The following is a 14,558-nucleotide window of genomic DNA, read 5'->3' as shown; positions in this document are numbered from 1 at the left end:
GCGACCCGGCTCGGACCGGGCAAGGACAGGGAGGGGTGGCGTTGCCCAGCAGCGGTTCGGCCTATCTCCTCCTCGACGTGGCGGGCACGCCCTGCGCCCTGCCCCGGGCCGCGGTCGCGGAAGTGCTGCCGCTGCCGGACCTCCACAGCCCGCCCGCCGCGGGCGGCTGGCTCGTCGGCTTCCTGAATCTCGGCGGGCGCCCGGTCCCGGTGATCGACCTCGCGGCCCTGCTCGGGCTCCGATCGGACGCCGCCGAGCCCGGCCGGTACGCGCATCTCGTCCTCACCCGTGGAGAGGGCCTCGCCTATCGCGTCGACCGGGCCGCCGACCTCGTCACCGTGCCCGCGGACGCGATCCGCCCCGTGGTCGAATCGGGGACCTTCAATGGCTGCGTCGCGGCCGAACTCGTCCTCGGCGAGCGCCTAATCCATGCCCTGGCGCCGGAGCGCCTCATGACCGTCGAGGAACGGGCTCGGGTCGCGGCGCTGTCGCGGACCGCCGCCGATCGCCTCGCCGCCCTGCCCGAGCCCGTCTGACCCCGCGATGCCCCGTCCGGGTCCTCCCCGCCCCGATCCGGGTGCCGATCCCGCCTACGCGGCCCTGAAGACGCGGATCATCGCGCGCACCGGTCACCATTATTATGCCGACAAGGACGATCTGCTGATCGAGCGCCTGCGCCGGCGCTTCCGCGACGCCGCGGCGGCCGATTGCGCGGCCTACGCCGCCCTCCTGTCGGACGCGGTGCTGGGCGAGGCGGAATGGGCGCGCCTGGAGGCCGAGATCACCGTCGGCGAGACGTTCTTCTTCCGCTATGCCGAGCAGTTCCAGGCGCTCCGCGTGCGGATCCTGCCGGCGCTGATCGCGGCCCGGGCCTCCGAGCGCGTGCTGCGGATCTGGAGCGCCGGCTGCTCGACGGGGGCCGAGCCGTACTCCCTGGCGATCCTGGTCCAGGAACTCCTCGGCGACGCGCTGCCGGACTGGCGGGTCTCGATCCTCGGCACCGATATCAGCCACGAGGCGCTCGCGGTCGCCCGCTCCGCCGAGTACGGCCGCTGGGCCCTGCGCACGATGCCGCCGGCGGAGCGGCTGCGCTACTTCACCCGGCTGCCCGCCGCCCCCGGGATCCGGCGGGAGGGCGGCTACGCCCTGCGCCCGGAATATCGCGGTCTGGTGCGGTTCGAGCGCGGCAACCTGCTGACGCTCGTCGAACCGGTGCGGCCGGAGGGCGAGCGATACGACCTGATCCTGTGCCGCAACGTCCTGATCTACTTCGACGCCCGGACGGTCGCGGCCGTGGTGCGCGGCCTGGCCCGCCGGCTCAAGGAGGACGGCTGGCTGCTCCTCGGCCACGCCGAGCCGAGCCCGGCCTTCTCGGGATTCCTCGACGCCGTCAGCCTGCCCGGGACGGTGGCCTATCGCGCCCGGTCGGAGGCGCCGCCGCCCCTCGCCCCGCCGGCCGGACCGGCGCAGCCGGAAAGGCCGCCGGGCGGCCGCGGCGCGGACGTGGCGGATCGGGACGCATCGGCCGGCCCCGGTGACGAATCCCCGGTGATCCCGGCCGACGAGCCGGCGCCGCGCGATGCCGCACCGGCCGTCGCGTTGGCGCGCCCACCGGATGACCCGCCCGACCGCGCCGAGCCCGTGGACCCCGCGGAGGACTCGGACGCCGTCCTCGACCGGATCCGCATTCTCGCGGATGCCGGGGAGATCGGCGCCGCCTGGCGGGCGTTGCGCCGCGCCCTCGACCGTGACCCGACCGATTCCGGCCTGCGCTTCTACGAGGGCCTCCTCGCCCGGACCCTCGGCCGCGACGCGGAGGCCGAACGGGCGCTGCGGGCGGCCCTCTACCTCGACCGGGGCTTCGTGATGGCCCACTACCATCTCGGGCTGCTCCTGATCGCGCGCGGCCGTCCGGCCGATGCCGCCCGCGCCCTCGACAACGCCATCGCCCTCAGCCAAGCCCTGATCCAGGTTCTCGGGCCGGATACGGCGCTGCCCGAGGGCGACGGCGCGTCCGCCGGGGAGATCGCCGCCGGCGCATCCGCGGCCCGCGCCGCCCTCGACCGCGGCAGCAGGAGATCCTGATGGAGGCAACCCCGAGCCCGCAGGCGGGCCGCGCGCCGACGCGGCCCCGCACGGAGCGGGACCTCCGGGCCGAGCGCACCGCGGCGCTGGCCCGGCGCGGCGTCGCCGCGGCGTCCTCCGATGCCGGCCTCGAGCACCTCGTCTGCGCCTGCGGCGGCGAGCGCTACGGCCTGCCCCTGACGGCCGTCGCGCAGATCCTGCCGATGCGGCCGAGCACGCCCATGCCGGGCGCGGTGCCGGCGCTGATCGGCCTCATCGCCCTCTCGGGCCGGATCGTCGGCGTCCTCGGCCTGGCCCGGGCCCTCGGCCGGCCGGATTCCGAGACCGAGACGGGGCATCTCGTGGTGCTGCGCGGGGCCCCGGCCCACCAGCCCATCGCCCTGGCGGTCGACCGGGTGCTGGGGATCGCCCGCGCCCCCGGTTCCGCCGCCGTCAGCCCGCCGGCTGCCGCGGATCCCGACGGGTTGGGCAACGAAGCGACTTCGGGCTATGCCCCCGGGGCGGCGGGCGGCAGCGGCCCGGATTTCGTCATCGTCGACCTGCCCCGCCTCCTGCGCCGCGCCCTGCCCTGACGGCCCCCGCACCCCCAAACCGGAGCCAGCCCCGCCCGTGATTCTGTCGATCGGACGACGCATCCTCCTCGGCTTCTTCGCCGTCACGGTGGTGATCATGGCGCTCGGGCTCTACGCGCTGGAGCAGATCGGGGCGGTGCGCGACACGACCGACGCGATCGTACGGCGCGACATGACCGTGCTGCGCCAGCTCGACGACCTCGGCAACGAGGCCCGCGACCTCGGGCTCCTCCGCCGCAGCGCCGTGATCGCCATGCTGACCCAGAGCCAGGGGCGGCCGGCCCGCACCGACGACATCGCGGCTGCGTGGCGCCAGACCGCCACCCAGGTGGAGAATCGGCTCGCCACCACGGTCCAGCTCGCCACCGAGTACCGGGCTGCCTCGGCCTCCCCCGAGCGCGTCGCGTCCTGGGATCGGATCATCACGGCGGTCGGCGAGGTCCAGCGCGCCTTCCGGGACGTCAGGAGCCTCAGCGAGCTGCAGTTCGCCGCCATCGCCGCGCGGGATGCCGCCGCGGTGGAGGCCCGCAACGACGAGATCACCCGCCTCCAAGCGCCCTTCCTCGATGGGATCAAGACTCTCAGGAGCCTGCTCGACGGCGGCATGGCCCTGGGTCAGCGCGCCGTCCAACAGGTCTACGACCGCTCGCGTCTCTCGATCTACCTGACCCTCGCCGCTGCGGTGCTGCTGGCGATCCTGATCACGTGGCTGATCAGCCGCGCGGTGGTGCGCCCCCTGGAGACCGTCATGGCCTTCGTGGGCCGGGTCGGGGACGGCGACCTGTCGGGCCGGCTGGAGAATCTCGGGCAGGACGAGGTCGGTCGTCTAGCGGGGACGCTGAACGCGATGGTTTCGGGGCTTTCGGAGCTTGCGCGGACCAACCGTGCGGCGACGGCCGACCTGAACGCGGCGGCGGCGGAGATCCGGGCGTCGGCGCAGGAGCAGGCGGCCTCGGTGGAGCAGCAATTTGCGGCCGTTCAGGAGACCGCCGCTACGGTCGACGAGATCACGCATTCGGGGGCGCAGATCAGCAAGCGGGCGACCGAGGTGATCGCCACCGCCCAGGCGACCGCGCAGACCTCGCGGCAGGGCCTGCGGGCGGTCTCGGACACCGCCCGGGCGATGGAGGCGATCCGGGAGCAGGCGGAGGCTGTGGCAGGCAACATCGTCGGCCTGTCGGAGAAGACCCAGACGATCGGGGACATCATCGAGACGGTCAACGACATCTCGGAGCGCACGCACCTGCTGGCGCTCAACGCGGCCATCGAGGCGGCCGCGGCCGGGGAGAGCGGGCGCAGCTTCGCGGTGGTGGCGTCCGAGATGAAGCTTCTGGCCGACCAGGCGAAGGCGGCCACCGGGCAGGTGCGCGGGCTTCTGGGGGAGATCCAACGGGGGATCAACACCTCGGTGATGCTCACCGAGGAGGCGGTCAAGCGGGCCGCGTCCGGCAAGACCCGCTCGGACACGACGCAGCGGACCATCGAGGAGATCACCGCCCGGGTGGAGGAGAACGTGCAGACCTTCCAGCAGATCGTGGCCTCGACCAACCAGCAGCAGCTCGGCATCGAGCAGGTCATGGGCGCGCTCCAGAACATCCGGCAGGCCAGCCAGCAGACCGCGGCCGGCACCCGCCAGGTCGAGACCGCCTCGGCCAACCTCACCGAACTCGCCCAGGCGCTCATGGCGCTCGCCGAACGATACCGCCACTGAGGTTGGCCGCGCCTTGCCCGAGGACATCCGCCAGCTCCTGCTCGCCGCCTTCGATGTCGAGCACCGGGAGCACATCACGGCGATCCGCGGGGCGCTCGGCAGCGCCGCCCCGGACTGGAACGACGTGTTCCGCCGCGCCCACAGCCTGAAGGGCGCCTCGCGCGCCGTCGATCTGCCCGCCGTCGAGGCGGTCGCCCACCGCCTGGAGACGCTGTTCGAGAAGGTCCGGACCGGCGCGACCGCCCTCGACCGGGACGCGGCCAACGCCGTCCACCTCGCCCTCGACCGGATCGAGGCCTACGTGGCCGGGCTCCAGGACGGCGCCGGACCCGCCATGCCGGCCGATGCCCTGGCGGCCCTGGGCCAGGTCCTCGGGCTCCCGGACGAGGCGTCGCAGGCCGCACCGGCGGCCGGGCCGCCGCCCCAACCGCCGCGGCCCTCCGGCCCGGCTCCGGAGCCGGTCGCTCCCGCGCCGCCGCCGGAGCCGGCCGATCCCGCCGCCGCCTTCCTGCGGGTGCCCGGCGAGGCCGTGGAGGCCGTGGTCCGGGCGAGCCACGACCTCACCAGCACCCTCGCCGGCCGCCTGTCGGCGGCCGAGAGCCTCGCGCGGCTGGCCCGGCTCGCCCGGGACCTGCGCGCCGGCGCGGAGGCGCTCGCCGCCGGGGCGGAGTCGGAGCGGCCCGAATGGCGCGCCTTCGCGGCCGAGATCGGCAGCTTCGCCCGGGAGGCCTCGGACCTGTCCCGGCGCCAGGCCGCCGTCGCCAGCGGGATCGAGGGCGCCGCCGCCCGGGTCCGCACCGCCGCCGAGCGCCTCGCCCTGGTCCCGGCCGAGACGGTGCTGGCCCCGCTGGCGCGGTCGCTGCGCGAGACCGCCCGGGAACAGGGCCGCGAGGTCGATCTCGACCTGCGCGGCCTCGACCTGCCCGTGGAGCGCGGCACCCTCCAGGCGCTGAAGGACCCGCTGCTCCACGCCCTGCGCAACGCCCTGAGCCACGGCTGGCAGAGCCCGGAGCGGCGCCGGGCCGCCGGCAAGCCCGAGGCCCTGGCGCTCGGGCTCGAGGTGGCGGTGCGCGGCGCCCGGCTCCAGGTCACGGTGTTCGACGACGGGCCCGGTCCGGATCTCGCCCGGATCGAGGCCGTGGCCCGGCAGAGCGGCCTCCTCGCCCCGGGGGCGGGCGCCGATCCCGAGACCCTGCTGCGCCTCGTCTTCGAGCCCGGCTTCTCCACCGCGGAGGCGGTCGACACCCTGTCGGGGCGCGGCTACGGACTCGCGGTGGCGGCGGATGCGGCCCGCCAGCTCCTTGGCAGCGTCCGCCTGGAGCCGCGCGCACCCGCCGGCACCGCCCTGGTCTTCACCCTGCCGCTCTCGGCCGCCCGGCGCAGCCTGCTCCTGGTCGAGGCGGGGGGCCGCAGCTACGCCCTGCCGGGGGGCAGCGTGGAGCGCCTGCTGCGCCTGAAGCGGGCCGACCTGCCGGTGGCGATGGGACGCACGATCCTGCGGCTCGGCGCGGGCGACGCGGCCACCAGCCACCCGGTCAGCGCGCTCGCCGCGCTCCTGGGCCAGCCCGCAGCGCCGGAGGAGTCCGAGACCCTGCTGGCCGTCGTGCTGCGGGCCGGGGGCGGCCGGCTGGCGCTCGCCGTCGATCGCCTGCACGATGTCCGTTCGCTCCTCGTCCTCCCGGCCCCCGCCTTCGGGGCCGATCCGGGCCTGATCGCCGGCACGGCCATCCTGCCCGGCGACGTCCCGGTGCTGGTCCTCGACCCCGACGGGCTCGCGGCGCGGGCGGCTGTGGCACCGGCGTTCGGAACGATGGGGCAAGCCCCACGTTCGACGACACGCGCGACGGGTGATGCCGCATCGCGGGCCGCCGCGCGGGCGACCATCCTGGTCGTCGATGATTCGATCACCACCCGGACCTTGGAGAAGGGCATCTTGGAAGCCGCCGGCTACCGCGTGGTCGTCTGCGTCGACGGCCAGGACGCCCTCGAACGGCTGCGCGCCGAGATCGAGCCCGTGGACCTCGTCCTCGCCGACGTCGAGATGCCGCGCCTCGACGGGTTCGGCCTGGTCCAGGCGCTGCGGGCCGACGAGCGGTTCGCCCGGCTGCCGACGATCCTGATGACCTCCCGCGGGGACGCCGCCGACGTGGCCCGGGGCCTCGACCTCGGCGCCGACGCGTACCTGACCAAGCAGAAATTCGACCAGCGCCAGCTCCTCGACACGATCGGACAGCTCCTGTGACCCCGGTCCGCGTCATGCTCGTGGAGGACAGTCTCGTGGTGCGCGAGCTCCTCCGCCACATCGTCTCGCGCGATCCGCGGCTCGAGATCGTCGCCGCGGTCGCCTCCGGCGAGGAGGCGCTCGACCGGCTCCGGACCGCCCGGCCCGACGTCATCTCGATGGATATCCGCCTGCCCGGCATCGACGGGCTGGAGACCACCCGGCGGATCATGGCCGAGCATCCGACCCCGATCGTCGTGGTGGCGGATTCGGTCGAGGATTCGTCGCTCCGCATCTCCATGAACGCGCTCCGGGCCGGGGCCCTGTCGGTGGTCGAGAAGCCCGTGGCCACGACCCATGCCGGCTACGAGGGCGTGGCCGGCGAGATCTGCACGCAGCTGCGGATCATGGCCCAGGTGCCGGTGATCCGCCGCCGCCCGATCGGCGCGGAATGGGCCGGACGCACCACCGCCGCGGTCTCTCCGATGCCGGCGGAGATGCCCGGACAGGCGCCCAGCCTCCTCGGGATCGCGGCCTCCACGGGCGGCCCCCCGGCCCTGGCCCGGGTGATCGGTGCCCTGCCGCGGACCTTTCCCCTGCCGGTGCTGGTGGTCCAGCACATGGGCCCCGCCTTCATGGACGGGTTCGCGAGCTGGCTCGACAGCGTCGTGACCCTGCCGGTCGGGCTGGCCCGGGACGGGGAGCGGGCCGAGCCCGGCCGCGTCTACGTGGCGCCGGGGGACCGGCATCTGGAGATCGGCTCGGGCCGGATCCTCCGGGTGATCGATTCGGCGCCGGTCTCGGGGCAGCGGCCGGCCGCCACCGTTCTGTTCCGCTCGATGGCCCGGCAGGCCGGAGCCTCCGGGATCGGCGTGCTCCTGACCGGCATGGGCGAGGACGGGGCCGTGGGCCTCGCCGACATGCAGAAGGCCGGCGCCCAGACCGTGGCCGAGCACGAGAGCACCGCGGTGGTCTACGGCATGCCGGCGGCGGCGGTGCGGCTCGGAGCGGCCCGGGCCATCCTCCCCCTCGACCGGGTCGCCGACCACGTCCTGCGCCTCGTCGAACCGGGGGCGCGGCCGTGACGGAATCGGCCGGTTCGCCCGAGGGGCCCGCCCGGATCCTGCTCGTGGAGGATTCGGAGACGCAGGCCCTGGAGCTGCGCCTGCTCCTGGAGGCCCACGGCTTCTCGGTGGAACGCTGCGCCTCGTCCGAGACCGCCCTCGATCACCTGAATCGCAGCCAGCCCGACCTCGTGGTGGCCGATTACCACCTGCCGGGCATGAACGGCGACGAGCTGATCCGGCAGATGCGCCTGTCCCTGCGCACCCGGGCGCTGCCGGTGCTGATGCTCACGGGCGGCACCGGCGGCGAGCGCCAGGGGCTGGAGAGCGGCGCCGACGCCTACCTGCCGAAATCCGCCGACCGCGACCTGATGATCCTGCGCATCCGCGCCCTGCTGCGCGAGCGCCGCTCGGCCGGCGACGGCGAAGGCCCGGGGGCGGCCGCCTTCCGGCGCGGCCGGATCCTGGTGATCGACGGCAGCGCCACCTACCGGACCTTCCTGGCCGGCCTGATGAGCCAGGACGGGCACCACGTGACCAGCGCCGACGGGCCGGAGGCGGCGCTCGCCGCCCTGGACGGGGATGCGGGGGGCGAGGCCTTCGACTGCGTCACGGTCGATCTCCTGGGCCACGCCTATGACGGGCTCGCCCTGTGCCGGGCGATCAGCCAGCGCCGGGCCGGCCGGGCGGCCGGGGCCGGCTTCCACCTCGTCGGCATCGCCGGCAGCGATCCGGCCAAGAATTTCCTGGTCGAGGCCTTCGCGGCCGGCGCCGACGACGTCATCGCCAAGACCGATGCCGAGGTCCTGGCGCTGCGGGTCCGCGGCTTCGTGCGCCGCCGCCTGCTGGAAGAGGACGACCGGCGCATCGCCGGCCAGTTCGGCGAGCGCGAGCGGGCGGTGGAGCGCGCCCGGGCCGAGGCCGAGGCGGCGGAGGCCCGGGCCCGGCTCGCCGACGCCCTGGAGCGGGCCAACCGCGACCTCGCCGACGCCAACCGGCAGCTCACCGACGCGCAGGCCAAGCTGGTCCAGGCCGCCAAGATGGCCTCGCTCGGCGAACTCGTGGCCGGCATCGCCCATGAGATCAACAATCCCCTGGCCTTCATCCTGGCCCATCAGGGCACGGTCGAGCGCCTGCTCGGCGACTTGCCCGAGGCGCCGCCGGAGACCGCCGGGCGCCTCGTCGAGAAGGCGCGCCAGCGGGTCGGCTCGATGCGGATGGGCCTGACCCGCATCCAGGACCTCGTGCTGAACCTGAGGAAGTTCTCGCGCCTCGACGAGGGCGAGCGGGCGCTCGTCAACGTACCGGAGGCGATCGAGACCGTGCTCGCCCTGATCCAGCACAAGCTCGGCGACCGGATCGCGGTGGAGCGCACCTTCGCGGGCCGGGCCGAGATCCACTGCACCCCGGCGCTGCTCAACCAGGTGGTGATGAACATCCTGGGCAACGCCGCCGACGCCATGCCGGCGGGCGGCACGGTTCGAATCACGACCTGCTCGAGCCCGGATCTCGACGAGATCCGGATCAGCGATACCGGTCCCGGCATTCCGGATACCCTGCGCGAGAAGATCTTCGAGCCGTTCTTCACGACCAAGCCGGTGGGATCGGGGACCGGCCTCGGCTTGGCGATTGCCTACAGCGTCGTTCAGGCGCATAGCGGCTCGCTCACCGTGGAGACGGCGCCGGGTGGGGGAGCCTGCTTCGTGATCGGGATCCCGCGGCAGGCAGCCAGTGCATGAGTGACGGTACGGCAGGTGTAGGGACGATCCTGGCCGTCGACGACGAGCCGGACATCCTGATCGCCCTGGAGGACCTGTTCGAGGATTCCTACCGGGTGCTGACGACCTCGCGCCCCGCCGAGGCGCTGGAGATCCTGCGCGCCGAGCCCGACATCGCCGTGGTGCTCTCGGACCAGCGCATGCCCGGCCTCACCGGCGATGCTCTGCTCGCCGAGGCCCGCGGCTTCCACGACGCGCAGGCGATCCTGCTCACCGGCTATGCAGACATCACCGCGGTGATCGCCGCCCTCAACCGCGGCGGCATCGTCGGCTACGTGACGAAGCCCTGGGATGCGGGCCTGCTGCGCTCGACCGTGCGGCAGGCCTTCGAGCGCCACCGCCTCGGCCGGGACCTCGCCACCGAGCGCGCGCTGCTCCGCGGCCTCCTCGATCACGCCCAGGACGCGATCAGCTTCAAGGACGCGGACGGCCGCTTCGTGCGTCTGAACGCCCGCAAGGCGGCGCTGCTCGGCCGTGACGTCGCCGCCTGCCTCGGGCGGCGCGAGGACGAGGTCCTCGGCGCTCCGGGCATTCCGGCGACCGAGGCGGACGCGGCGGCGATCCGGGCCGGCACGGTGGCCGAGACCCTCACCAGCGACGGCCCGACCGGGGCCGAGCAGTGGAGCCACGTCACCCGGGTGCCGATCCGCGACGCGGGCGGCGCGATCAGCCACCTGGCGGTGATCGAGCGGGACGTCACCGAGCAGCGGAGCCTGGAGGCGCGGCTGCGCCAGTCCGACAAGATGCAGGCGCTCGGCACCCTGGCCGGCGGCATCGCCCACGACTTCAACAACCTGCTGACCGCGATCCTCGGCAGCCTGGAACTGGCCGCCCCGAAGGTCGCGGGCGAGCCCCGGGTCCAGCGCCTGATCGAGAACGCCCGCGGGGCGGCCGAGCGCGGCGCCTCCCTCACGAAGCGGCTCCTCAGCTTCAGCCGGGCCCACGATCTGCAGGCCCGGGCTGTCGACGTGAACGCCCTGATCGTCGGGATGAGCGACCTGTTCGGGCGCAGCCTCGGCGGCCTCGTCACCGTGCGGACCGACCTGGAGGACGGCCAGCCGGCGGTCCAGGTCGATCCCGAACAGCTCGAACTCGCCGTGCTCAACCTGTGCATCAACGCCCGGGACGCCATGCCCGAGGGCGGCACCATCACGGTGGCGACCCGGCGCCTCGGCATCAGCGGGGATCCCGAGATCGCCGACGGCGCCTATCTCGGCATCAGCGTGACCGATGTGGGCACCGGCATTCCGGAGGAGATCCTGCGCCGGGTGTGCGAGCCGTTCTTCACGACGAAGGCGGTCGGCCAGGGCACGGGGCTCGGGCTCGCCATGGTGTTCGGCCTCGCGCAGCAATCGAAGGGCCGGCTGGTGATCGACAGCGCGGTCGGCCGCGGCACCCGCGTCGAGCTGGCGCTCCCCTTCGCGGAGGCCGGGCCAGAGCGGGTCGCCCCGGTGGCCGATCCGGCGCCCATCTCCGGCCGGCGGGCACGGATCCTGATCGTCGACGACGATCCTCAGGTCCGGCATGTTACGGCCTCGTTCCTCACCGGCTTCGGCCACAGCGTGACGGAGGCGGCCGACGGCGCGGCCGCCCTACGCGACCTCGACCGCGACCGCTTTGACATCGTCGTGGCCGACCTGGCCATGCCGGGCATGAGCGGCGTCGAGCTCGCCGCCGCGATCCGCGACCGGACCCCGAGCCTGCCGGTGCTGATCCTCACCGGCCATGCAGACGCCATGCAGATCCCCGATGATCTGCCGGTCCTGTCCAAGCCGTTCCGCTCGGCCGACCTCGCCGACCGGGTCGGCACGCTCCTCGATCAGGCCGATAGCCGGCCCCGCTGAGCTGGCCCATTTGCCCGGTTCAGCGTCCCTCCGCGGGCCCTGTAGCGCCCGGGTTCCGGAGACATGGTGGACCCTCAAACGCGAGAAGCCGCCCCGGATGGCCCGGAGCGGCTTCTCGCGTTTGACCAGGGACGCCGAATGGCGCCCCCGTGATGGATCAGGCCGCCTCGGCAACCTGGCTCGGACCGGAATCCTTGCCGCGGGCCTCGACGTCGCGGTCGACGAATTCGATCACTGCCAGCGGAGCGTTGTCGCCCTGGCGGAAGCCCGCCTTCATGATGCGGCAGTAACCACCCGGACGGCCCTTGTAGCGCGGGCCGAGCACGGTGAAGAGCTTCTTGACCATGTCGGCATCGCGCAGCTGCGCCATGGCGAGACGGCGGGTGTGGACGCTGTCGATGCGGCCCAGCGTGATCAGCTTCTCGACCACGGGACGTAGGTCCTTGGCCTTGGGTAGGGTGGTGACGATCTGCTCGTGCTTCAGCAGCGCGACCGACATGTTGGCGAACATCGCCTTGCGATGCTCGGCGGTGCGGTTGAAACGGCGACCGCGATAACCGTGACGCATGGTTCTGGCTTCCTTCTGGTCTCGGCCGCCGTGCCACGGTACGGCCGGGCGCCCCGAGAGCGGGGCTGTTCATTCCGCATGACCCCGCGGCGGGAATTCCAACCCGGAACCCTCATCCTGCGGTGCCCGCGTCAGCGGGCCTCGAAGGAGGGCTCCAGGGATCGCTGTGGTTACCGGAGGCCTTCTTGGAGGCCCCCGCTGCGCTCCGGCACCTCAGGATGAGGGCGGAGCTGGGAAGTCCGGCCTAATAGTGCTCCTCGAAGCGCTTGGCGAGATCCTCGATGTTCTCGGGCGGCCAGCCGGGGATGTCCATGCCGAGGTGCAGGCCCATGCCGGCGAGCACTTCCTTGATCTCGTTGAGCGACTTGCGGCCGAAGTTCGGGGTCCGCAGCATCTCGCCCTCGGACTTCTGGATGAGATCGCCGATGTAGACGATGTTGTCGTTCTTCAGGCAGTTCGCCGAGCGGACCGACAGCTCCAGCTCGTCGACCTTCTTGAGCAGCGCCGGGTTGAAGGGCAGCTGCGGCGCGAGCGGAGCGGCCTCTTCCTTGCGCGGATCCTCGAAGTTCACGAAGACCTGCAGCTGGTCCTGGATGATCCGCGCCGCGTAGGCGAGCGAATCCTCCGGCGAGACCGCGCCGTTGGTCTCGACCGTCATGGTCAGCTTGTCCTTGTCGAGATCCTGGCCCTCGCGGGTGGTCTCGACGCGGTAGCTGACCTTGGTGACCGGCGAGAACAGCGCATCCACCGGGATCAGGCCGATGGGTGCGTCCTCCGGGCGGTTGCGCTCGGCCGGGACGTAGCCCTTGCCGGTGGCGACCGTGAACTCCATCCGGATCTCGGCGCCGTCATCGAGCGTGCAGATCACGAGTTCGGGGTTCAGGATCTGGATGTCGCCGACCGTACCGATGTCCCCGGCGGTGACGAGGCCCGGCCCGGTCTTGCGCAGGGTCATGCGCTTGGGTGCGTCCGTCTGCGAGCGGATCGCGATGGTCTTGATGTTGAGGACGATGTCGGTGACGTCCTCACGCACGCCCGGGATCGACGAGAACTCGTGCAGCACACCGTCGATCTGCACCGAGGTCACGGCCGCGCCCTGGAGGGACGACAGGAGCACCCGGCGCAGGGCGTTGCCGAGCGTCGTGCCGAAACCGCGCTCGAGCGGCTCGGCGACGACGGTGGCAACCCGCTTGGGGTCGTCGCCGGTCGTGACCTGCAGCTTGTTCGGCTTGATCAGTTCCTGCCAGTTCTTCTGAATGACCACGATCCTACCTCTCGTCCATGCCCGGGACCCGCGACGCCCGTCCCCCGTGCTTCGGCCGTCCGGCGCAGTCCCCTGGCGCTCCGGACGGTCCCTGAATTCACTGTCTGTTATTCGCCGCCGACCCAGAGGGCCGGCACGAAGCTGTAGCCCGCCCCGTCCCGGTCGACGTAGCCGAGGGCCGGGAATTCGAGATGGCCGCCGGCGATGAGCGTCCGCTCGTGGGCCACCTCGTCCAGGATCGTCTTGCGCGTCTCCCGCGCCTGATCGCCGTCGACATCGAAGCCGACGCCGGCCTCCGGGTTCTTGAACTGGATCGCCGGCATGTGCACCACGTCGGTCCACATCATCAGCGCCTGTCCACCGGAGACGATGCGGAACCCACAATGGCCCGGCGTATGGCCGGGCAGGTGGACCGCCGTGATCCCAGGAAGCACCTCGCCGCCCCGGTGCTCGCGCACCCGACCCGCATAGGGCGCTACCGCCTTCCGCGCGCCCTCGAAATAGGGCTTGGCTCCCTCGGGCGCCTTGGCGAGCGCCTCGTCCGGAAGCCAATGCGCGGCCTCGTCGGCGTGCAGCACGATCTCGGCGTTCGGGTAGCGCGCCGCCCCGTCCTTCACGAGCCCGCCCACATGGTCGGGGTGCAGGTGGCTGACGAGCACCGTGCCGATCTCTTCCGGCGCGACGCCGGTGAGCGCGAGCGCCGCCCCGGCCCGGCCGAGGGTCGGAGCCGGCGCCAGATCGCCGTAGCCCGTGTCGATCAGGGTCGGCTTGAGGCCGGGGCCCGTGATCAGGAAGGCGTTCAGCGTGATCTTGGGCTGCTCGGTGCGAAAGCCGGCCCGCTGCAGCCGCCCGGCCTCCTCCTTCGAGATGCCCGTGACCAGATCGAGGCTCGCCTGAAACCAGCCGTCGTTGAGCGCGGTGACCGTGAGGTCGCCGAGGTTCCAACGCAGCACGCCCGGAAGCGGCTTCGATCCTGTCATGTGCTTCTCCGTCAAAGGGTTTCGCCGGCTTCGATCAGACCCGGCGCCGCTTGCGCGGGCGGCAGCCGTTGTGCGGGATCGAGGTAACGTCGCGGATCGAGGTCACCGTGAAGCCCGCGGCCTGGAGGGCGCGCAGGGCCGATTCACGACCCGAACCCGGGCCCGACACCTCGACCTCGAGGGTGCGCATGCCGTGCTCGGAGGCCTTGCGGGCGGCGTCCTCGGCAGCGACCTGCGCGGCGTAGGGCGTCGACTTCCGCGAGCCCTTGAAGCCCATGGCGCCGGCCGACGACCACGAGATCGTGTTGCCCTGCGCGTCGGTGATGGTGATCATCGTGTTGTTGAACGAGGCGTTCACGTGGGCGACGCCCGACACGATGTTCTTGCGTTCGCGGCGACGGACGCGTTGCGGTTCCTTGGCCATTCGGGTCTCACTCTTCCTTCAAGCGCGCCCGTAATTCCAGGCGCTCG

Annotated in this window: 12 protein-coding genes; 8 read left to right on the top strand and 4 right to left on the bottom strand. The window is 73.0% G+C overall.

Going from position 1 to position 14,558, the window contains the following annotated elements; translation table 11 throughout:
• Nucleotides 1-41 precede the first annotated feature (41 nt).
• From AC3IF1_RS14650 to AC3IF1_RS14615, 8 genes are read left to right on the top strand one after another with little or no spacing between them, the layout of a single operon-like run.
• Nucleotides 42-536 (top strand): chemotaxis protein CheW, encoded by a 495-nt coding sequence (locus tag AC3IF1_RS14650; protein WP_489220393.1) that lies wholly within the window; start codon nt 42-44, stop codon nt 534-536.
• Nucleotides 537-543: 7 nt separating this feature from the next.
• The gene (locus tag AC3IF1_RS14645) at nt 544-2,085 is read left to right on the top strand and encodes a CheR family methyltransferase (protein WP_489218175.1); all 1,542 of its coding nucleotides are present in this window, start codon (nt 544-546) and stop codon (nt 2,083-2,085) included.
• Nucleotides 2,085-2,657 carry a chemotaxis protein CheW gene (locus AC3IF1_RS14640; RefSeq protein ID WP_243969581.1) on the top strand — a complete coding sequence of 191 codons (573 nt, stop codon included), beginning with the start codon at nt 2,085-2,087 and terminating at the stop codon, nt 2,655-2,657. The genes AC3IF1_RS14645 and AC3IF1_RS14640 overlap by 1 nt, the downstream gene beginning before the upstream one ends.
• A gap of 37 nt (nt 2,658-2,694) precedes the next feature.
• Complete coding sequence (locus AC3IF1_RS14635; RefSeq protein ID WP_489218173.1) at nt 2,695-4,368, top strand: methyl-accepting chemotaxis protein; 1,674 nt, start codon at nt 2,695-2,697, stop codon at nt 4,366-4,368.
• Nucleotides 4,369-4,381: 13 nt separating this feature from the next.
• A complete protein-coding gene (locus tag AC3IF1_RS14630) occupies nt 4,382-6,610 on the top strand; it encodes a hybrid sensor histidine kinase/response regulator (protein WP_489218172.1) in 2,229 nt (742 codons plus the stop codon).
• A gap of 14 nt (nt 6,611-6,624) precedes the next feature.
• The gene (gene cheB, locus AC3IF1_RS14625; RefSeq protein WP_489220392.1) at nt 6,625-7,674 is read left to right on the top strand and encodes a chemotaxis-specific protein-glutamate methyltransferase CheB; all 1,050 of its coding nucleotides are present in this window, start codon (nt 6,625-6,627) and stop codon (nt 7,672-7,674) included.
• Nucleotides 7,671-9,392 carry a response regulator gene (locus tag AC3IF1_RS14620; protein WP_489218171.1) on the top strand — a complete coding sequence of 574 codons (1,722 nt, stop codon included), beginning with the start codon at nt 7,671-7,673 and terminating at the stop codon, nt 9,390-9,392. Before cheB ends, AC3IF1_RS14620 begins: the two co-directional genes overlap by 4 nt.
• Entirely contained in the window at nt 9,389-11,275 is a 1,887-nt protein-coding gene (locus AC3IF1_RS14615) for a response regulator (RefSeq protein WP_489218170.1), read from the top strand. The genes AC3IF1_RS14620 and AC3IF1_RS14615 overlap by 4 nt, the downstream gene beginning before the upstream one ends.
• Before the next feature lie 157 nt (nt 11,276-11,432).
• Here AC3IF1_RS14615 and rplQ read toward each other — a convergent pair whose 3' ends face one another.
• The 4 genes from rplQ to rpsK all read right to left on the bottom strand — a co-directional run bounded on the left by rplQ (nt 11,433) and on the right by rpsK (nt 14,511).
• The gene (gene rplQ, locus AC3IF1_RS14610; protein WP_243965067.1) at nt 11,433-11,843 is read right to left on the bottom strand and encodes a 50S ribosomal protein L17; all 411 of its coding nucleotides are present in this window, start codon (nt 11,841-11,843) and stop codon (nt 11,433-11,435) included.
• Between the two features lie 244 nt (nt 11,844-12,087).
• Nucleotides 12,088-13,107: a DNA-directed RNA polymerase subunit alpha gene (locus tag AC3IF1_RS14605; RefSeq protein WP_243920233.1), complete on the bottom strand. Its 1,020-nt coding sequence runs from the start codon at nt 13,105-13,107 to the stop codon at nt 12,088-12,090.
• A 107-nt stretch (nt 13,108-13,214) separates the two neighbouring features.
• Nucleotides 13,215-14,087, bottom strand: coding sequence for an MBL fold metallo-hydrolase (locus AC3IF1_RS14600; RefSeq protein WP_489218169.1), 873 nt, complete (start codon nt 14,085-14,087; stop codon nt 13,215-13,217).
• 34 nt (nt 14,088-14,121) lie between these two features.
• Nucleotides 14,122-14,511 (bottom strand): 30S ribosomal protein S11, encoded by a 390-nt coding sequence (gene rpsK, locus AC3IF1_RS14595; protein ID WP_007557606.1) that lies wholly within the window; start codon nt 14,509-14,511, stop codon nt 14,122-14,124.
• Nucleotides 14,512-14,558: the final 47 nt, after the last annotated feature.

The organism is Methylobacterium sp. E-012 (assembly GCF_057836545.1).
This window is presented reverse-complemented; position numbering and strand designations above follow the sequence as displayed.

What these genes read in the sequence shown, in the direction of transcription:
- AC3IF1_RS14645 (WP_489218175.1), top strand. Translation starts at nt 544, where the DNA reads ATGCCCCGTCCGGGTCCTCCCCGCCCCGATCCGGGTGCCGATCCCGCC.
- AC3IF1_RS14640 (WP_243969581.1), top strand. Translation starts at nt 2,085, where the DNA reads ATGGAGGCAACCCCGAGCCCGCAGGCGGGCCGCGCGCCGACGCGGCCC.
- cheB (WP_489220392.1), top strand. Translation starts at nt 6,625, where the DNA reads ATGCTCGTGGAGGACAGTCTCGTGGTGCGCGAGCTCCTCCGCCACATC.
- AC3IF1_RS14615 (WP_489218170.1), top strand. Translation starts at nt 9,389, where the DNA reads ATGAGTGACGGTACGGCAGGTGTAGGGACGATCCTGGCCGTCGACGAC.
- rplQ (WP_243965067.1), bottom strand. Translation starts at nt 11,843, where the DNA reads ATGCGTCACGGTTATCGCGGTCGCCGTTTCAACCGCACCGCCGAGCAT.
- AC3IF1_RS14600 (WP_489218169.1), bottom strand. Translation starts at nt 14,087, where the DNA reads ATGACAGGATCGAAGCCGCTTCCGGGCGTGCTGCGTTGGAACCTCGGC.
- rpsK (WP_007557606.1), bottom strand. Translation starts at nt 14,511, where the DNA reads ATGGCCAAGGAACCGCAACGCGTCCGTCGCCGCGAACGCAAGAACATC.